The following is a 19,793-nucleotide window of genomic DNA, read 5'->3' on the forward strand; positions in this document are numbered from 1 at the left end:
TGCCTCCCCCGAGGACAAGGCCCTGGCGCAAGGAGGAAACACCATGAGCTCGCTTGGTATACGCACGGGAAGTCTCGTGATTTTCACAGCTGTGACAGCACTGCTTTCCGGATGCGGGTCCGTCCCGGGGCAACGGATGATCACGCCAGCCGCAATTCAGGACACGGGTGGGGATTACAGCACGGAACCGTCGCAGCAACAGCAGATTCCGATTACCGATATCAACCTCGCGCTGCTGCGCCAGATGCGTACGGCGCAGACGTCGGCCGCATTGCCGCCGCAGACGCTCGGCCTGTTCGGCAAACCGACGGCATACAAGGTCGGCCCGGGCGACGTGCTGCAAATCGTCGTGTGGGACCACCCGGAACTGGCCGCCGCGCTTGGCCAGCCGGCGCAGAACACGAAACCGACGGATGCCGCTCCCGGTTTTCTGATCGACGAAAACGGCGATATCCAGTTCCCGTATGCAGGCAATCTGCATGTGGCCGGCAAGGACGTCGCATCGATCCAGAAAGAACTGCACAAGCGCCTGAGCAACGTGTATCAGAAGCCGGAAGTGACGGTGCGGGTCGCCTCGTTCCGTAACGCCCAGGTGTATGTGGACGGCGAAGTGCGCACGCCGGGCGCCCAGTCGCTCAACGACATTCCGATGTCGCTGACGAGCGTAATCAATCAGGGCGGCGGCTTCAGCGCCAACGCGGACCGCAGCCGGGTGGAACTGATCCGCAACGGCGTGACGTATCCGCTCAACGTGGATGACCTGATCAAGCGCGGCCGCAATCCGTCGGACATCTACCTTCAGGCAGGCGACATCGTGCGAGTGGCTTCGCGCGAAGACAGCGGTGTCTACGTGATGGGCGAAGTCAACAAACCGGCAACCATCCAGCCGATGCGCAACGGCTCCCTGACGCTTGCACAGGCCATTTCCGATAGCGGCAGTTTCGATTCGAACACGTCGGCGCCAAGACAGCTGTTCGTGATCCGCAATTCGACCAGCGAGGCGCCGCAGGTCTATCACCTCGACGCGACTTCGCCGGTGTCCATGGTGCTCGCCAATCAGTTCGAGCTGCAGCCGAAGGACGTGGTGTATGTCGGCCAGGGCGGACTGGTCCGCTTCAACCGTGTGTTGAACCTGCTGCTGCCGGCGATCAATGCGGCTGTAACGGGGGCAGTTCTTGCGAAATAACAACCGTGCAACGTGACCTTGAACCGCCGCGTTCTGTTGGGTGACCAAAAATGGCAATCAACTTCGAAAATCGCTACATCGACGTGTCCGGACCGGACGAGCTGCATCTGTCGGACTATCTGCGCACGATCGTGAGGGGCTGGCGCACGATCCTCGTGGCGACGTTGGTCGCGCTCGCGCTGGGGTGCGCGTACGCGTTTCTTGCTCCGCCTACGTATCGCGCGGATGTGCTGTTCCACGTCGAGGACAAGACGGCCAATGCCAACGCGAACGGCAAGGATTCCTTGCCGCCGCTGACCGGCATGTTCGACACCAAGCCCTCCACGGCGGCGGAGATCGAGCTGCTGAAGTCGCGGCTCGTCACCGAGGAAACGGTCAAGAAACTGCACCTCGACATTTCGGCCGCGCCGCGCACCCTGCCGTTCATCGGCGGGATGATCGCGGGTCTGGTGAACGGGCAATGGGGTTTCAAGCTACCGTCGTTCATCAACCTGTCGGGTTACGCATGGGGTAACGAAAGCATTGCCGTGTCGCAGTTCGACACGACAAGCGAACTCTACGATACGACCTTCACGCTGATCGCCGGCGAGGGCGGTTCGTACGTGCTGCGCGACAAGAACGGTATCGCGATTCTCTCCGGCCATGTTGGCGAGACCGTGCAAACCGATACCGCCGACGGTCCGATCACGCTGCACGTCGACAAGCTGGTCGGCGCGCCCGGCTCGCGTTTCGAGTTGCAGCGCTTCTCGACGCTGGGGACGGTGGACCGCTTGCAGAAGGCGCTGGTGATCCAGGAGACCACGCTGCAGTCCGGCGTGATCCGCACGAGCCTCGAAGGCGGCGACCCCGTGTTGACCGCGGCGATCGTCAACAGCATGGCGCGCGAATTCGTGCGTCAGGATGTGGAGAGCCGTTCGACCGAAGCGGAGCACATGCTGGCCTTCCTCGATCAGCAACTGCCGGGTTTGCGCAAGGAACTCGACGACGCCGAGCAACGCTACAACAAGTTCCGCAACCAGCACGGCACGGTCGATCTCGGCGAGGAAAGCCGCTTGCTGCTGCAACAGGTGGTCGACAACAAGACCAAGCTGCTCGATCTGCAGCAGCAACGCGCGGAGATGTCACAGCGCTTCACGGCGAATCACCCGGCGGTGGCGGCGCTCGACGCACAGATCGCCGCATTGCAGAACGCGGCGGCCAGCATGAACCGCAGCGTGGCCGTGATGCCGGACACCGAGCAGACCGCGTTGCGCCTGCTGCGCGACGTGCACGTCGACACGGAGCTTTATACCAATCTGCTGAACAGCGCGCAGCAACTGCGGGTGGCGAAAGCGGGCCAGGTGGGCAACGTGCGCGTAGTGGACTTCGCCGAAACGCCTGACGAACCGGTGCGTCCGAAGCGCGTGCTGGCAATCCTGATCTCGCTCGGCGGCGGCTTGCTGATCGGCATCATGCTGACCTTCTTCAAGCGCGCGATGTACGGCGGCGTGGAGCGCCCGGATGAACTCGAAGCGGTGCTCGGCGTGCCGGTGTTCGCGATCGTGCCGCGCAGTCAGACCCAGTTGCGCCTGCAGGAAAACGTCATGCTGCGCCGTCGCGGGCTTCATGTGCTTGCGCAGCAGGCGCCGGAAGACATCGCGGTGGAAGGGGTGCGCAACCTGCGGACCTCGCTGCAGTTGTCGCTCGACCACGCGGAGAACAACGTCGTGATGATCACGGGTTCGCGGCCCGACGCCGGCAAGTCGTTCCTGTCGGTGAATCTGGCGGCGCTGGTAGCGTCGGCAAACAAGCGCGTGCTGATTATCGACGGCGACATGCGGCGCGGCGACGTCCATTCGCATTTCGGCATCGGCCATCAGCCCGGGCTCTCTGATGTGTTGAGCGGCGGCGATCTCGGCGCGATGATCCAGCGCGATGTGCTGCCCGGACTCGACGTGCTCGCCAAGGGCACGCTGCCCTCGCATCCGTCCGAATTGCTGATGAGCAAACGCTTCGAAACGATGCTCGAGGAATTGAAATCGCACTACGACATCGTCATTGTCGACACGCCGCCGGTGCTGGCCGTGACGGACTCGACTTTGATCGGCAAGTACGCCGGTACGACGCTGCTGGTGGTGCGACACGGCCGCCATCCGCTGAATGAAATTGCCGAAACGGCCAAACGGCTGTTCAACGGCGGCGTGTCGCTCAAAGGCGTATTGCTCACCGACGTGCCTCAGGAAGGGGCCTTCCTGGGTTCCGGCTATCAGGGCGGCTATTACGGCTACGACAGCATCGCCGGTTGACGGCGGCAGGTCTATGCAGCAGCGGCTCGCTCACGGAGCCGCTTACTTGATCGTGCCGCGAAACCGGCATCGCAAAGTTCAACGAGGGAGAGAGTTCCATGAAACGCAAGGTCGCGCTGATCACCGGCATCACGGGACAGGACGGGTCGTATCTTGCCGAGCTTCTGCTCAGCAAGAATTACGACGTGCATGGCATCAAACGCAGGACATCGCTGTTCAATACAGACCGGATCGACCATCTCTATCGCGACCCGCACGACCCCGAGCAGCGGCTCTTTCTGCATCACGCCGACCTGACCGACTCGACCAGCATCCTGCGCGTGATTCAGCGCGTGGAGCCCGATGAGATCTACAACCTCGCAGCGCAGAGCCACGTGGCGGTCTCGTTCGAGGAGCCGGAATATACGGCCAACGCTGACGGCCTCGGTGCGCTGCGGATTCTCGAAGCGATCCGGATTCTCGATCTGCAACACAAGACGCGCTTTTACCAGGCTTCCACCTCGGAACTGTACGGCCTCGTGCAGCAGGTGCCGCAGTCCGAGACCACGCCGTTCTATCCGCGCAGCCCGTATGCGGTCGCCAAGCTGTTCGCGTACTGGACCACGGTCAATTATCGCGAGGCGTATGGACTCTATGCCTGCAATGGGATTCTGTTCAATCACGAATCGCCGGTGCGCGGCGAAACCTTCGTGACGCGCAAGATCACGCGCGCCGTGGCGCGCATCGCGGTCGGCATGCAGAAGACCTTGTATCTCGGCAATCTGTCGGCGTTGCGCGACTGGGGCCATGCGCGCGACTACGTGGAGATGCAATGGCGCATGCTGCAACAGGAGCAGCCTGAGGACTACGTCATCGCCACCGGCGTGCAGTACAGCGTGCGTGAATTCGTTCAGCACGCCGCCGCCGAACTGGGTGTCACGGTGCGTTTTGAAGGTACCGGTGTGGATGAAGTCGGCATTGTCGAGAAGGTGGAAGGGCGCGAGATCAAGATGTCGCCCGGCGATGTGATCGTACGTGTCGATCCGCGCTACTTCCGTCCCGCCGAAGTCGAGACGTTGCTGGGCGATCCGTCGAAAGCCCATGCGAAGCTCGGCTGGCAGCCGACCACGCCGTTCAGCGCGCTCGTGAAGGAGATGGTGCGCTCGGATTATCAGATCGCAAGACGTGACGCGCTTGTCACGCTGGCCGGTTTCACGGCACTGGAACATCACGAGTAACGGCGATGAACAAACAAGCACGCATTTTCGTCGCGGGCCACCGTGGCATGGTTGGCTCGGCGCTGGTCCGGCGGCTGAATGCCGAGGGCTACCACAACGTCGTCACGCGTTCGAGGGCGGAACTCGATCTCAAGGATCAGGCCGCCGTGAACGCCTTTTTCCAGCAGGAAAAGATCGACGTGGTGCTGCTCGCGGCCGCGCGGGTGGGCGGCATTCTTGCGAATGCGTCGCAACCGGGTGAGTTCATCTACGACAACCTGGTGATCGAAACCAACGTGATTCATGCCGCGTATCGCGCGAAGGTGGAGCGGCTGGTGTTTTTCGGCTCGTCGTGCATTTACCCGAAGCAAAGTCCGCAGCCGATCCGCGAAGAGTATCTGCTCAGCTCGCCGCTCGAGCCGACCAACGACGCCTACGCGATTGCGAAAATCGCCGGTCTCAAGCTGTGCGAGGCGTACAACCGCGAATACGGCACGCAGTATGTCTCGCTGATGCCGACCAATCTGTACGGCCCTAACGACAACTACGACCTGAACAGCAGCCATGTTTTGCCGGCGCTGCTGAGAAAGGCGCACGAAGCAAAAGTGAACGGCTCCGCGACCCTGACGGTCTGGGGCTCGGGCACGCCGCGCCGCGAGTTTCTCCACGTCGACGATCTCGCCGCGGCAACGCTCTTCGTTCTCGAGCACAACGTGACAGACGGCCTGTTCAACGTCGGGGTAGGTGAGGACCTGTCGATTCGCGAGCTGGCCGAATGCATCTGCAAGGTGGCGGGCTTCGAGGGCGAACTGGTGTTCGACGCGTCCAAACCCGATGGCACGCCACGCAAGCTGCTCGACGTATCGCGGCTCGCGAACATGGGCTGGCACGCGAGCATTGGCCTCGAAGAGGGTATCGCGTCCACCTATCGGGAATTCGTGGCAACACACGCCGGCTCGACACCTGCCGCCGCCTTGCAGGCCTAGGCGCGCACTGGGCGGGCGTCGAGCGCGGCTGGCGGAACTGGGGAAACGCATGGGGTGCTTCGCACGCATTGCGTGCAACGCACACTGGGACGATATTTCGAGGAGTGGCATAAAAATGACAGCGTCAGTCACGATCTTCCACAACGTCGTGTGGTCGCGCCATAAGGGTGTCGTGTTCTCTGCTTTGCATAACATTTCGGCATCCGGCGCGATTCGCTACTCGATGGTGCAGATTGCGGATACCGAGCACGATCGTGTCGGTTTTTCGGATGTCGACTATTCATACCATCGCTATCCGATGCAGAAGCTGTTCGACGGTTGCTATGAGGATGTGCCGACGATGAAGATGATCGCGCGGCTCACCTGGGAAGTGTTGCGTGCCAAGTCGGATCTGATCGTTCTGCCGGGCTACCACCGTCCTGAGTACTGGGCGATGCTGGCAGCGTGCATCGTAACGGGCAAGCGGCGCGCGGTGTTTTGCGATTCGACCGCGCGCGACCGGCCCAAGAAGTTGCTGACGTCGATTCCGAAGCGCGTGTTCTTTTCGCTATGCGACGGTTATTTCGGATTTGGCGAGCGTAGCCGCGAGTATCTGCTGTCGCTCGGCGCAAAGCGCGACAAGATTTTCGTGCCATGTCAGGCCGCGGCATTGCCCGGCTCGTTCTCGCCGGAGCGCGCGCTGGTCGAGCGGATTGCGGCACGCGCCGGCAATCCTCCAATTTTTCTCTATGTCGGCCGTCTTTCTGAAGAGAAGGGCATCGGCACACTGATCGAGGCGTTCGCCGGTTTGCGGCGCCGTATTCCGGCAGCGAAGTTGCGCATTGTCGGCACGGGGCCGATGGCGGACGCGCTGCACGCGAAGGTGGCCGAGCTCGAGTTGGGCGATGCGGTGACCTTCGCCGGCAGCTTGCAGGATGAGCCGCTTACTCAGGAATACTACGGTGCGACCTGCATGGTGTTGCCGAGCTATAGCGAGCCGTGGGGCCTCGTTGTCAACGAGGCGCTCGCGCATGGCTGTCCCGCGGTGGTCAGCGAAAGCTGCGGCTGCGTGCCGGAACTGGTGATCGACGGTGTGAGCGGTTATGCATTCACAGCGGGCGACGTCGCCGGACTGCAGCGCACCATGCTCAAGGCGATGGAGGCCTTCGCTGACGCCGGCGGTACGGCGCGCCGTTGTATGGATGTGATTCGTCGTTTCGATCCGCCCTCCGCAGCCGCCAACATCGCTCGTGGCTGCGCGCTGATGCTGAGCGACTGACGCGCGACGGGGCCCGCCGCGTATGAAAAAAAGCTCTAACACGTTCTGGCAGCCACAATGAAGATCCTGATCTACGGCCTTAACTACGCGCCTGAACTGACGGGAGTGGGCAAGTACACGGCGGAAATGGCGGCGCTCCTGGCCAGTCGGGGCCACGAGGTTCGCGTGGTGTGCGCGCCCCCGTATTATCCTGAGTGGCACGTGGCCGACAACTACACGTCATGGCAGTATCAGCGCGAGACACGCGACGGGGTGACGATCTGGCGTGCTCCGCTGTGGGTGCCCACGCACCCCAACGGCCTGAAGCGGATGCTGCACCTGATGAGCTTCGCGGCGAGTTCGTTGCCGTTGCTCGCCCGCCAGATACTATGGCGCCCCCAAGTCGCGATGCTGATCGCGCCGACCCTGATGTGCGCGCCGGCTACGCTGGCGCTCGCACGTCTTACGAGCGCAAGTGCGTGGGCACACATTCAGGACTTCGAGGTCGATGCGGCTTTCGACCTGGGTCTCCTGAAGAGCTCGCGCGTAGCCCGCGTGGCGCGCTGGATAGAAAGCACGTTGCTGCGGCACTTCGATACGGTGTCGTCGATCACGCCGCAGATGAGTTCGCGCGTGGTGCTCAAGGGTGTCGAGTCTTCACGGGTAGTGTGCCTGCCCAACTGGGTCGATGTGTCGACCATTTTTCCGCTTTCGCGCGCGAGCGACTACCGGCGCCTGTTAAGCATTCCGGATGACCACAAAGTGGTGCTGTACTCCGGCAACATGGGCGCGAAGCAGGGCATCGAAACGCTCGCCGATGCGGCCGCGTTGCTTGCACAACGTGCCGACGTCACTTTCGTTTTCTGCGGCAGTGGCGCCGCGAAAGAGAGTTTGCTCGCGCGCTGCGCGGGCTTGACGAACTGCCTTTTCATCCCGCTGCAACCCGTGGAACACCTGAACGAGTTGCTCAATCTCGCCGATATCCACGTACTGCCGCAGCGCGGCGATGCCGCGGATCTGGTGATGCCGTCGAAACTCACCGGCATGTTCGCCAGCGGACGCGCGGTGGTGGCGATGGCGCGGCAAGGCACGGGTCTTTACGAGGCGGTGTCGCCGCGTGGCGTGGTCGTGCCGCCGGACGACGTCAATGCGTTGGCTGCGGAGATCGCCGCGCTGGCGAGCGATCCCGAACGCCGCGCGGCGCTCGGCAGCGCCGCACGCGACTACGCGGAACGCTCGCTGTCGCCGGAAGCGACCATTGGGACCTTCGAGGAGCGGCTCGCGACGCTGGTTCGCGAGTCGCGCGGCAAGCGCGCGAAAGTGGAGGCGCCGTACTTCGGTACGCCGCGGCCTTCACCCGCCGCGGCCCGGCCGCATAAGCCGGCCACAACGGAGGAAGCCGCGCCGGATTGATCCGGTACGCGGCCATCTCATGAATGCGATATCACCACGGGGACTTGTAGACGGCGTGCTTACCCGGAGCGTACGGATCGGCGTACGTGTTTTTCGCCGCGCCTTCGGGCATCAGGCCGTCGACCGCATTGGGACCGCCAGGCTGGCCGGCCACGCGCACCTTGCCGTTGGCGCCGGCAGGCAGCTTGTTGTTGCGCTGGGCTTTGCCTACCGCCGGTTGCGCGCCTTGTCCGCCCAATACCGTCATGCGTTGTTCGTCGAGCAGCGCGGCCTGCTGGGCGGCGGCGGTGTCGCCCTGTTGCGCGTCGGGCGAGCCATAGTCGCGTGGGGCGCCGAGCAGATCCGCTTCGCTCTTGCGATGCGCCGTGCCCGGTTTGACGGGTGCTGCCGCGGCGGGGGTGCCGTAGCTGGTCGAGCCCGTAGCGGCAAGGACCGGCGCGGCGGGCGCGGGTGCCGCATTCTGGGCGAGCGCCGGTGCGCCGTAGGCGGCGAAGGTGAGAATCAGCAAGCTGCTGGTACGCCGAAACGGGATGGTCATCGTATGCCCCAGGAAGATGCAGTCGCAATAGAGCTATCGTGCGCCAAACGGCACGCGCGCAGCCGCCAAAACGCTTGCCAAGGCGGACATCGGGCCGGGTTCATTAAGGACTCGAAACATAATGGAAGAAGGCTGCATGGGTATGCCGACTCCCGTTCGTGGTTCGGAGAAAACTGATGGGTAACGTTGCCGACGATCCGCAAATCGGGCGCAAGCCGCAAGCCGAAGGCGCGCGCAAGGATGGCCGCGTCATCGATCTGAGCGCGGCGGGAAAGGGAAACTATCGCGCGAAGCGCGGGGCGCTGATCGAGCTCATCTGGTTTTTTGTTGAAGCCTGCGTGATCAACAACAAGCTGCTGCCGCTCTCGTCGGTCCGGGTCACGCTGTTGCGCCTGTTCGGCGCGAAGATCGGCACGGGCTGCCGCTTCGTACATCCGTTGCGGGTGAAGTCGCCGTGGAATCTGGAAGTGGGAGACAACTGCTGGTTCGGTGTCGACGTCTGGATCTACAACCAGGCGCTGATCCGGATCGGATCGAATGTCTGCATTTCCCAAGGTACGTTCCTGAGCGCCGGCTCTCACGACATGAGCACGACGATGGATCTGCGCGTCGCGCCGATCGTGATCGAGGACGGCGTCTGGATCACATCGAAATGTGTGGTGCAGATGGGCGTGACGATCGGCCGGTCGGCGGTGGTCACGCCCTTGTCGGTCGTGCATCGTTCGCTCGAACCGGAAGGCGTGTACGGCGGCAATCCCTGCCGCTTCATTCGCAACCGCTTCGACTCCGTGACCTGAACCACAGATAAAGAACCGCAGCATTCGTATGCTGAGGAGGCCAGTCGTTGACATACCGCACTGTCGGCGGCCGCAATGGGATGGTCGGTCGATATTTTTGATCGTTACCCGCGGCGACGCCGGTCAGGCGTTCAGTCACGACATGTGCGTGGTTTGCTTGCCAGCCCCGGTTGGATGAGTAGCCGGATTGACGCACTCAGAAATGCATGAAGAAGATGGGGAGTAGGGATGTTTATCGATACTCGTACGGTTCAAAACAACACGGCTATTGAAACAACGGTCTGCATTATCGGCGGAGGTGTCGCCGGCATTACGCTTGCACGGGAGATGTCGAGGGCCGGGGTCGACACCTGCATGCTCGAAAGCGGGGGCTTCGGGCCAGACGACGAAACCCGCGATCTGTATCGCGGCGAGAACGTCGGGCTTCCCTATACATTCGCGGACGGCTCGCGCAGCCGCTACTTCGGCGGCAGCAGCAACTGCTGGGGCGGCTGGTGCCGCCCGCTGGATCCGTGGGACTTCGAGAAGCGCGACTGGATCCCTCATAGCGGCTGGCCGTTCGGACTCGAAGAACTGGCGCCGTACTATGCACGCACGCACGAATTGCTGAAGCTGGGTCCGCAGAATTTCGATCCGGCCTACTGGGAGCGCGAGATCGGGCGTCATGATGTGCGCCGCATTCCGCTTGCGACTGGCGATATGCGCGATACCGTCGCGCAGTTCAGCCCGCCGGTGCGGTTCGGCAAGGTCTATCGCGACGAGTTGCAGCGTTCGGCACGGGTGCGCGTGTTCTTGTATGCGAACGTTCTGAACATCGACGCCGATCCGCAAGGGACTTCCGTTTCGCGGCTCCAGGTGGCCACCATTAGTGGCCGCAAGATGACGGTAACCGCGAAAATCTTCGTGCTGGCCACCGGCGGCATCGAGAATGCGCGTCTGCTGCTTGCCTCGAACAACGTGCAGGCGGCGGGTCTCGGCAATGCCAACGATCTGGTGGGCCGCTACTTCATGGATCATCCGCGCATGATGTCCGGGAAAGTGCGTTTTCGCCCGGGCAACGCGCGCAACAAACTGTACGACATCAAGTATCACTATCAGAATGCCGCGGTGTCGGCGCACGGCACGAAGATATCGTCCCAGTTCGCACCGAAGCAGGAACTGATGGAGCGCGAGAAGCTGCTGAATTCGCGCGTGTGGCTCTATTCGCGCTGGTACGGTGAAGGCACGGCCGGGTCCGAGGCGCTGATCCATTGCAAGGAAGCGCTGTTGCAGAAAGACCAGCCGGGCCGCAGCCTGAAGACAGATATCGCGACGATGATCGCGCACCCGCTGCACACGGTCGGCTATGGCTTGACGCGACTGCTGCAATGGCCGGTGCTGATCACCGACGTGACCTTGCAGGCGATTGTCGAAGCGGTACCCGATCCCGACAGCCGGGTCACCTTGTCGGCCGATAAGCGGGACCGCTTCGGCATGCCCCGCGTGAAGGTGGAGTGGCGGCTGGGCGAACAGGTGCAGCGCACCTTCGACAAGACGTTCTCGCTGCTCGCTCAGGAATTGCAGATGGCCGGGATCGCGGACGTGGAACTCGACGCGCCGCTCGAGGGCCGGCGCTGGCCGGCCAAGCTGGAGGGCACATGGCACCACATGGGCACCACGCGCATGCACGATTCGCCGCATGAAGGCGTGGTCGATCGCGACTGCAAGGTGCACGGGATGAGCAATCTCTATGTGGCGGGCAGTTCCGTGTTTCCGACCGTCGGCGCCAACTTTCCGACCATCACGATCGCCGCGCTTGCGCTACGCCTCGCGGGTCATCTGGTGCGGCAGCTCGATGTTCCGGATATTGTGGGCAGTACCCGCAACGACGCTGCCAACAGTTCGCTGATGTCGGTTCCGGCGCAGCAGCCGCAAGTCGACACGCTGCCGATCGCAGCCTCGACCTTGACGCCGTTGATGAAGGAACAGTGAAGAGCAGCGGGTAACAGCGCGCCCTCCGGTGCGCTGTTACCCGCCAGCGTTACGGACTCGGCTGGGTGGTGGGCTGGGTGCCCGGTTGGCTCCCGCGCAGCGTGGCGAGCGTGCTATCGCGCGTTTCAGCGGTGCTGCCGTGCGTTTCCAGCAGCGCGGTCAGTGCACTGACCATGGTTTCGATCCGGAAGCGCGCTTCGAAAGTGCGGGCCGCCTGAGCGCGCATCGCGGCGCGCGCGGTGTCGTCGAGTTCGAGCCAGCGCACGAGATTCTTTTCCGTCCCGTCGACCGTGTCGGCCGCAACCATCCCCGCGCCATCCGCTTCGATTTCGCGCCACACGTTGACCTTGTCGGAGATCAGGGCGGGCAATCCGCAGCCGAGCGCTTCGGCAACCGCCACGCCGAAATTCTCCTGATGCGAGGGCAGAACGAACACGTCGCTTGCATGAAACGCGCCCCACTTGAGCTCGCCTTGCAGCATGCCCGGCAGGCTGATGCGCTGCGCGACGCCTGCCGCCTGAGCCTGGGCGCGCAGACTGGTTGCCCAGCCCGTTTCATCGGGACCCGCGATCACGAGATGCAGCGACTGATCGCGGCTGGCCACGCGCGCGAATGCATCGATCAGCAGGTCGCAACCTTTCTTCGCATGCACGCGGCCGAGAAACAGGACGATGCGTTTGCCGCGCAAGCCAGGCACAGCTTGCAGGAAGGCTTCGCGCAAAGGCGCGGCCTCAAGCTGCGGCACGGTCGTGCCAAACGGCACGATCCGCTCCTGGGCCCGGTATAGCCAGAACGACTGGCGCGCGCGAGTGCGTTCTTCCTCTGTTGTAAAGATGACGGCGCGCGCGTCGCGAAGCACCCGGTATTCGGCCCACGGCCAGTACAGCCACTTCTTCAGATGTTTGAGCGGATAAGCCTGCTTGAACCACGGGTCGAGCATGCCGTGCGTGTACACGTAATAGGGCACGCCGCTTTTGCGCACGGCCTTCCACGCCGCGAGCCCGTGGTATTGCCACAAGCCGTGCACGACGACCGCGTCGAACCGCTTCGCGTTGGCGGCGAGCCACGGTGCGAGCCGCGCGCTGTAGCTGTAGCGGCTCGTGACGGGGCCGAACGCATGAACCGGAAACGGAAAGTGCGCGAGGTAGGCGTCGCCGGGCGCATCGCAGGTGGCCACTTCGATGTGGTGCCCGGCGTCCTGCATCGCCATGCCGCTGCGGCGCACGCCTTCAACGGGACCGCCGGCGCGCGGATCGACGCTGGCAAGCAGATGGAGAATTTTCATCGGACGAATTTTTGTCGATTGACGTTTCGTGGCGACGCGGCGCGCGATACGAGGGCGCCGAACTTGCTGGAACCGGGGGCGGCGCCTGCCGCGGGTGACATGCCGAGGGTCTTCGCGAGATCCGCGCGGCCCATGCCGGGCTGGATCCTGCCCGGCAAGTCAGGCACGGCGGCCGTGCGCATGCGCGGCGGCGTCCGCACGCGCCTGGCCCGCGCCGGCAGTGCGCGCTGCAAGCGGGCGTAGGTGGCGATCATCAGGCCGAGGGCGACGCCGAAAACCAGCCCGGAGAAACGCGGCCCGAGCGGATTGCCGCCGATCGAGGTGGCCGGCAGCGCGGCAAACAGCATGATGGCGCGCCCCAGCACCGGCAGCATGGGCGCGTCGGGCACCACCGAGCGCCAGTAGCGGTACGAGAAGAAGCAGATTGCCAGGGCGGCGAGCGTTGCCAGAGGCATGGCGATGCCGAACAGCAGGCCGCCCGCGAAGAGCTGATAGACCCAGAAGTTGTGACCCGCGGCCCATTCATTGATCGCGTAAAAGTCTTTCTCGCTGATCTGGCCGGCGAGGTCCGGCAGGTAGGCAGGGGAGTAGCGATAGTAGTGGCCGTAGCCCGCGCCGAACAGCAGCGTTTCCGGCGAGGCAGTCACCTGGTCGTACTGATCGCGCATTTCGGCGAGCCGGGTAATCGTGGTCGGATCCTTGCCGGTGACGGTTTCCTCCGACGCGAAGATACGCTGTGTCCAGTGCTCGGCGACGGTCGGAAAGCTCAACGCCGCGATGCCGGCCACGCCGGCCAGCACGGCGCCGGCGATCAGGGTGCGGGCGGCGGCGCGCCACACGTACTGCAGCGACGGCGCGGACAATGCCATGGCGACCAGAAACAGCAGGATGGTGCCGACCAGCAAGCTGCGCGTGACGCTCAGCAATTCGACGATCACACTGAAGGCGAACACCGCAACGGTAAAAAACGAAAAGCGTTTGGCGACGATGAATTCGTGCAGCAGCACGCCTTGCAAGCCGAGCAGCGTGACGGAGATGATGCGAAAGCGCACGTCTTCGAGGTCGCCGCCGGTCACCATGCCATACACGAAGGTGAAGACCAGACAGATCACGTTCGCGACGAACAAGGCTTTCTCGAACTGCGAGATTCTGTATTCGCTCCACGGCCGGCAGGCCACGAGGTAGCCCAGCAAAAACAGCGCGAACGGCAGCAGCACGCGCAAATAATTTCCGGAGTCGTTGTCCTGGACGAACTGGGCGACGATGCTGCCGAGCACGCACAGCAGCAGGCTGAACGTGATCGTCGAGCGCAGGCGCGAGCGGTCGCGAAAGCGTGGCGCGATCAGCACAAGCGCGAGCCCCGCGGCGACGGCCGGAATGACCAGCGCGGACTGCGCAAAGTGACTTACATTGGCGTCGGTCGCTTTGTAGTCAAACGCAAGCGGTAACAGAAAAAACCATATCCAGAGCGTCGCATACTGGTGGCGCATTGCTGATTCCTCCCCGTGCAGTCGATCCGCCGTCGGTCTAAAGCAGACGGTCTCGCATCGGGTCATTGTCCGGGAAACGGGCCGCCTGAATGTTCGGTAGCCCCCCTTTCGTCGCCCTTTACCTGGGTTCTGGCGACCCCGGCAAGGGCGCTCTCTGCAAGACGCGCGCACACTTGTTCATGTTGTCGGCCAATGCCTTGATGTTGGCGCGCACGCACGCTTGCCGCCACCGAAGATGCAAAAAGGGCCATGCAGGGACATACGCCCGCGAAAGGTGACAGGGGAGAAAAACATGAAATTATTCGGCGGGGCGAGATCCGTAACGGCAGGCCGGGCCATCGAGCTGGATTTCGTGCGCGGCATTGCCATTATCATGGTGATGGGGTTTCACTTTCATGCCGTTCACACCGGTAATTTTCTGATTCAGATTATCGAGTACCCGCTGAAAAGCTTTGGGCGCGAAGGCGTCAATCTGTTCTTCACGCTGAGCGGTTTTCTGGTGGGCGGCCTGCTGCTTCGACAGTACGCCGAAACAGGCAACGTCGACGCAAAGCGCTTTATCATCCGGCGGATTTTCCGCATCTGGCCCGCGTATTACGTGCTGATCGCCTTTCACGTGCTGGCCGGGCGCCATCCGTGGAATACCTTCCTGGTCCAGAACCTGACCCACCTGCAGAACTATCTGGGCACCTCGATTACCCAGACCTGGAGCCTCGCGGTCGAAGAACACTTTTACCTCGTGCTGCCGGCGCTGCTGTTGCTGTTCGCGCGCTGGCGCCTGAGCGCATGGACGATTGTCGGCGTGCTCAGCGGAATCTGCGCGGTGGTGCTCACCGCGCGCTGCTTCGCGGTGGCGGACGGCAACCTTGAGGCGGCATTCGCGTACACGCAATATCGCATCGACAGCTTGCTGGTCGGGGTGATTCTGTCGGCGATCTACTGGATGAAACCGGGCGTCTATCATCAGATCGCGAAGCGCAAGTGGCTGCTGGTCGCCTGCATCGCGGTGTTGTGTGCGTGGCTCGCTTTTGCGACGCCACATCTCGCGCTCGACGAAAGCATTGGCTATACGATTCAGGCACTCGGGTTCGCCGCGCTGATCGTCTTCGTGCTGGAGTATTCGGGCTCGCTGCGTTCCTCGTGGGTGTATCGCGGGGTCGCCTGGATTGGGCTCTACTCGTACGGTATTTACCTGTGGCACTCGCTTGCGCTGGCCCCCGGCGACATCCTGATTCGCAAGTTGACCGCCATGGGTCTGGCACCGAGCCTGATCTGGGTGGTGGCGCTCACGGCGCAGTTCGCCTTCGCGATTGCAATCGGCTATGTGACCACACGCGCGATCGAGTACCCGTTCCTGTTGATGCGCAACGCGCTGTTTCCGGCCAAGCGCAACAGTTCGGTGCGTGAGGAAGTGCCGGTGGCCGGCGGGCAGTTGTCCTGACCTTCTGTGACCTTCAGTGACCCTCTGAGCCTTCCTGAGCCCTGCCCAGCCCGTGCGGCCGGTTCAGGGCTCGGGCCTCAGGCCATCTGCTGCAGCAAGGTCTGCTTGAACTGCCCGAGCGTGTGCCGCGACAGCAGGTCTTCGCCTGCTGCCGCTCCGGTGTGCGGCGCGTGCGGCCAGGACGTCATCGATTCGGTAATCGCGCGGCCGATCGAGGCGGAACTGAGGTCGCTCAGAATCGGCCCCAGTTCGCAGCGCCGGCTGAACCAGCCGATCAGACCGTCTTCCGTTGCAATCACCGGCTTGCCGAAGCGATAGGCCTGCACCAGCACGCCGCTCATTCCGTAGTGACCCTTGTAGCCCAGCCAGACCGCGTCGCAGGCGGAGAACAGATCGCGTTCGACGTCGTTGGCAATGAACGAATCGAGGACCAGCGGCGCGGGCTTGAGGCTGCGCACATGATTGCGCATGAAATGGCGCGTGCCCGCGTCCTGCTCGCCGGCGACGATCAGCGTGGGCGCATGGTCCATGCGGCTCAATGCGTGCACCAGTTCGTAGATGCCTTTGCGTTCGGTGATCGAGCCGTACACCAGCAGATAGCGCTGCTCAGGGTCGAGCCCGAGCCGCGCACGGGCCAGTACCGGGTTTTCCGCGTGCTCATCGGGAAACGGGTCCGCTACGTAGGCGATTGCCGCGCTGTTCTTCGCGGCGTGGTGTGCCGCCCACTCCGGCAGCGTCGGATCGATCGTCAACAGCGTGCGCAAGCCGGGACACTGGATCGCGCGTTTGAAAAGGAGCGCCTTGACCGCATTCACGAGCGGTCGGTCCGGCGACTTGATGCCGACCTTGTGATGATGGAAGGTCGAACGCATCGTGATGCCGATCCACGGTGTCTTGCGAAAAGGCGAGCCGAGAAACGGCAACCCGTAGAAGAAATAATCGGCGTAAGGCACGACCACCAGCCTGATCGGCTGGGCGTGGCTGACCACTCGGTGCACACGCTTGAAATAGCGGTGAAAGCGCGAATACTGGTTCGACTGGCGCAACAACCCGCGTGGCTCCTCCTCGGGGTCGACGAAGGCGATCTGCAGATCCGCACGGTTCGCGGCGGCGATTTGCCTCGCGAGCCGATGATCCTCGTTGGCGGACTCGGTGGCGAGGATGCAGGGATAGCCGGCTTCCGTGCAGGCCTGCATGGTCCATTCGACATAGCGCCAGCGATGGCCCGTGAGGTTGGGTTCCACAATCAGGACGTAATCTTGTTCCATCGATTCAGGGGTCTTCAGTGGTCGAATGCGTTGTGAAAAGCGCCTTCGCGACGGGTGCCCGGAGCGCGCCATTTGATCAACGTTAGCATCGACGACATGCGTGGCTCCGTCTATTTGACCCGTTCTGTGGGTCAACGTACCAGGGCGCAATGGCTTCGGCTGAACTGGCCTAGCAGATGGCGGTTGTCGCCGATTCTCTCGCGGTAAGGTCGTACATGGAATTCGATGAAAAACTCGCCGGCTTGCTGGCGCGACCTAACTATTTATGCGCCGGCGGCGTTTCGCAGCGATGCATTGAATCGCTGTGTGCGGCCGACTAAACGGCGCTCCGATTCGACGGAGATACAGCTTGCGGGCGATCAGGCTTCCGGCGCTCTCGATAGCGGCCAGCTTCGGCGCGAGCGCGGCAACGTGGGTGTTGTTGCAGCAGTTTGCCGTGCGTGGACTTGTGGCAATCAAGTTTCTTGCAATTGGCCGGATGCTCGGGCCGGCGGCGATCGGCAGCGTGAGCGTGGCCTTGCTCGCGGTGGCGATTGCCGAGGCGCTTTCGGACACCGGTCTTGCGCAGGCGGTCATTCAAGGCGAGCATCCGCCGACGCGTTCGCAACTCGGCGCGGTGTGGACCACGCTGACCGCGCGCGGCGTGCTCATCTCACTGCTGCTGGTGGCGCTCGCGCCCTTGTTGAGCAGTCAGTTTCATCTGAACGGTTCGCTGGTGCTGATCCAGTTGGCCGCGTTGCTGCCGCTGTTGCGCGGCCTGGCATCGCCCACGTACTACGTGGTGCAGCGCGAGCGGCGTTTCCAGCATATTGCCGGCGTCGAGATTGCGGCGTCGTTTGTAGATTGTTCGGTCGGATTGGCACTGGCCTATTTCGGCGCCGGGGCGATTTCGGTGCTGATCGGACTGGTGGCGGGCGAAAGCCTGAAAAGCATCCTGACCTGGTCGACCATGAAACCGCGCCCGCCGATTCGCGCGGTATGGTCCGGCATCGGTCATTACGTGGGCTTCAGCCGCTGGATCTGGGCCAGCAGTGTGGTCAATCTGCTGCTGAACCAGTTCGATAAAGTGGTGGTTGGCAAACTGCTCGGCCCGGCACAACTCGGCGGCTACCAGATGTCGTCGCGGCTTGCGCAGATGCTGCTCGCCGACGCCGCGATCGCCATGTCGCAATACCTTTTCCCAACTTTTTCGGCACATCATCGCCGCAGTCCGCAGTCGGCCGCCCGGCTCATCAAGATCTATCTGTTCCTGATCGCGATCGGGCTGGCGGTCTTCGTCGAGGTGCTGAGGCTGGTCGCTGAACCGCTCTTCTCGCTGATCCTCGGCGCGGCCTGGCTGCCGGCGGTGCCGCTGTTCAGAATTCTGGTGATCAATATGGCGATCGGCGCGTTGATCGCCGTGCTGGTTGCGTATCTGCGCGCGGTGGGCGACGCGAAGGCGACGGTGCATGCGTCGCTGATTCAGGTGGTCGTGCTGCTGGTCAGCGTGCCGCCGGCGGTTCATTGGTGGGGCGTGACGGGCATCGCCTGGTCCATGACCGCGGGCCTCGGCTGCGCTGCGGCATGGATGCTGTTCAGGACGCTGACTGCAAGGACGCCATGATGCGCGTGTTACATCTGGTTCTCGCGCCGCGTCTGTCCGGCGCCGAAGTTCTCGCGAAGGATCTCGCGATCGATCAGAGCGCCGAGGGTATGGCGGTCTGTATGGCTTCGCTGTTGCCCGCGCATGCCGAATTCGTGCCTTTACAGGAAGAGTTGCAGGAGCACGGCGTGCAATGCTGGTTTCCGGCGCGGCGCAATCGCATCGCCGGCAAGCTATGGACGCTGTTTCTCGCGGTGCGGCGGTTTCGCCCCGATGTGATTTTCGCGCATGCCACGATTCCGTCGTTTTATGCGCGTGCGTTACCGCTGCGCGTGCCGGTCGTCTACGTCATGCATTCGGCGACTAACGACTTCGAGCGGCCGCTGTTCCGGCGCGTCGAGCACATTCTGTCGGGACGCGCACGCGTGGTGATCGGTGTGTCCCAGCAAGGCGTGACCGACTACGTGCAGGCCATCGGGCCACATCCGTCGATGACCGTGGTGCCCAACGGCGTCGACCTCGGCCGCTTCGCGTTCACCGACGGCGCCGGGCGTAGCGGCCGGGCGCCTCAGGTCGTGCAGATCGGGCGCTATGCATCGGTGAAAAATCAACTCCTGACGGTGCGCGCGTTTGGTCAGGTGGTCGAGCGCGTGGCCGACGCGCGCCTGGTGCTGTACGGCGTCGTCGAGGATCCGGAGTATCAGCGCGCGGTTATCCAACAGGTGGAGGCGTTGGGGCTAACTGGCCGCGTCGTGGTGGCCGGCCCGCGTACCGACGTGGCGAGCGTGTTGTCGGAGTCGAACGTGTTCGTCATGCCGTCGCGTTCCGAGGGGCATAGCGTGGCGTTTCTCGAAGCGCTGGCCTCGGGGATCCCGATCGTCGCGAGCAAGATTCCGTCGTTTGCATTCGCAAGCGGATTTGCCGGTGTGCAACTGGTCGATACGGACAATGTGCCGTGCTATGCGGATGCCGTGGTCGTGGCCTTGGGGCAGGCGCGAGCGCAACGCTCGCTTACCGGTCTGACGCTCAGGGATACCGCGGCCCGCTATCGGGCGATCGCGCAGCAGGTCAGCCGGCATCATCTGGCGGTGTCGGTTCGCTAGCGGGCTCGAAAACGC

General features: G+C 63.2%; 15 protein-coding genes. 11 read left to right on the forward strand and 4 right to left on the reverse strand.

From position 1 onward, the window contains the following. Window positions 1-43 precede the first annotated feature (43 nt). From HWX91_RS33595 to HWX91_RS33620, 6 genes are all read left to right on the forward strand, one after another. Complete coding sequence (locus HWX91_RS33595) at window positions 44-1,186, forward strand: polysaccharide biosynthesis/export family protein (protein ID WP_028199886.1); 1,143 nt, start codon at window positions 44-46, stop codon at window positions 1,184-1,186. A 50-nt stretch (window positions 1,187-1,236) separates the two neighbouring features. Continuing rightward, the gene (locus HWX91_RS33600; protein ID WP_028199885.1) at window positions 1,237-3,471 is read left to right on the forward strand and encodes a polysaccharide biosynthesis tyrosine autokinase; all 2,235 of its coding nucleotides are present in this window, start codon (window positions 1,237-1,239) and stop codon (window positions 3,469-3,471) included. A 98-nt stretch (window positions 3,472-3,569) separates the two neighbouring features. Then, window positions 3,570-4,688: a GDP-mannose 4,6-dehydratase gene (gene gmd, locus HWX91_RS33605; RefSeq protein WP_028199884.1), complete on the forward strand. Its 1,119-nt coding sequence runs from the start codon at window positions 3,570-3,572 to the stop codon at window positions 4,686-4,688. 5 nt (window positions 4,689-4,693) lie between these two features. Then, entirely contained in the window at window positions 4,694-5,653 is a 960-nt protein-coding gene (gene fcl / locus HWX91_RS33610; RefSeq protein ID WP_028199883.1) for a GDP-L-fucose synthase, read from the forward strand. A gap of 115 nt (window positions 5,654-5,768) precedes the next feature. Continuing rightward, a complete protein-coding gene (locus HWX91_RS33615; RefSeq protein WP_028199882.1) occupies window positions 5,769-6,911 on the forward strand; it encodes a glycosyltransferase family 4 protein in 1,143 nt (380 codons plus the stop codon). 57 nt (window positions 6,912-6,968) lie between these two features. Further along, window positions 6,969-8,303 (forward strand): glycosyltransferase WbuB, encoded by a 1,335-nt coding sequence (locus HWX91_RS33620; RefSeq protein WP_028199881.1) that lies wholly within the window; start codon window positions 6,969-6,971, stop codon window positions 8,301-8,303. 31 nt (window positions 8,304-8,334) lie between these two features. On the opposite strand, the gene HWX91_RS33625 is transcribed toward HWX91_RS33620, so the two are convergent. Beyond that, window positions 8,335-8,841, reverse strand: coding sequence for a hypothetical protein (locus tag HWX91_RS33625; RefSeq protein ID WP_028199880.1), 507 nt, complete (start codon window positions 8,839-8,841; stop codon window positions 8,335-8,337). 176 nt (window positions 8,842-9,017) lie between these two features. Here HWX91_RS33625 and HWX91_RS33630 point away from each other — a divergent pair, with 176 nt between their 5' ends. Beyond that, window positions 9,018-9,638, forward strand: coding sequence for an LbetaH domain-containing protein (locus tag HWX91_RS33630; RefSeq protein WP_028199879.1), 621 nt, complete (start codon window positions 9,018-9,020; stop codon window positions 9,636-9,638). A gap of 228 nt (window positions 9,639-9,866) precedes the next feature. Further along, the gene (locus tag HWX91_RS33635; RefSeq protein WP_028199878.1) at window positions 9,867-11,609 is read left to right on the forward strand and encodes an FAD-dependent oxidoreductase; all 1,743 of its coding nucleotides are present in this window, start codon (window positions 9,867-9,869) and stop codon (window positions 11,607-11,609) included. A 49-nt stretch (window positions 11,610-11,658) separates the two neighbouring features. On the opposite strand, the gene HWX91_RS33640 is transcribed toward HWX91_RS33635, so the two are convergent. Continuing rightward, a complete protein-coding gene (locus tag HWX91_RS33640) occupies window positions 11,659-12,894 on the reverse strand; it encodes a glycosyltransferase (RefSeq protein WP_028199877.1) in 1,236 nt (411 codons plus the stop codon). Then, window positions 12,891-14,384: an O-antigen ligase family protein gene (locus HWX91_RS33645; RefSeq protein WP_028199876.1), complete on the reverse strand. Its 1,494-nt coding sequence runs from the start codon at window positions 14,382-14,384 to the stop codon at window positions 12,891-12,893. The genes HWX91_RS33640 and HWX91_RS33645 overlap by 4 nt, the downstream gene beginning before the upstream one ends. Before the next feature lie 292 nt (window positions 14,385-14,676). Here HWX91_RS33645 and HWX91_RS33650 point away from each other — a divergent pair, with 292 nt between their 5' ends. Beyond that, complete coding sequence (locus HWX91_RS33650; protein WP_028199875.1) at window positions 14,677-15,825, forward strand: acyltransferase family protein; 1,149 nt, start codon at window positions 14,677-14,679, stop codon at window positions 15,823-15,825. A 77-nt stretch (window positions 15,826-15,902) separates the two neighbouring features. On the opposite strand, the gene HWX91_RS33655 is transcribed toward HWX91_RS33650, so the two are convergent. Beyond that, complete coding sequence (locus HWX91_RS33655; protein ID WP_028199874.1) at window positions 15,903-17,093, reverse strand: glycosyltransferase; 1,191 nt, start codon at window positions 17,091-17,093, stop codon at window positions 15,903-15,905. Window positions 17,094-17,442: 349 nt separating this feature from the next. Between HWX91_RS33655 and HWX91_RS33660 the strand changes: the two genes are divergently transcribed. Together HWX91_RS33660 and HWX91_RS33665 are read left to right on the forward strand one after the other, a co-directional pair. Next, window positions 17,443-18,696: an oligosaccharide flippase family protein gene (locus HWX91_RS33660; protein ID WP_028199873.1), complete on the forward strand. Its 1,254-nt coding sequence runs from the start codon at window positions 17,443-17,445 to the stop codon at window positions 18,694-18,696. Next, complete coding sequence (locus HWX91_RS33665) at window positions 18,696-19,778, forward strand: glycosyltransferase (RefSeq protein ID WP_025496234.1); 1,083 nt, start codon at window positions 18,696-18,698, stop codon at window positions 19,776-19,778. Before HWX91_RS33660 ends, HWX91_RS33665 begins: the two co-directional genes overlap by 1 nt. Window positions 19,779-19,793: the final 15 nt, after the last annotated feature.

This window comes from Paraburkholderia fungorum (assembly GCF_902833645.1).
In the GTDB taxonomy this organism is placed as follows: domain Bacteria; phylum Pseudomonadota; class Gammaproteobacteria; order Burkholderiales; family Burkholderiaceae; genus Paraburkholderia; species Paraburkholderia fungorum.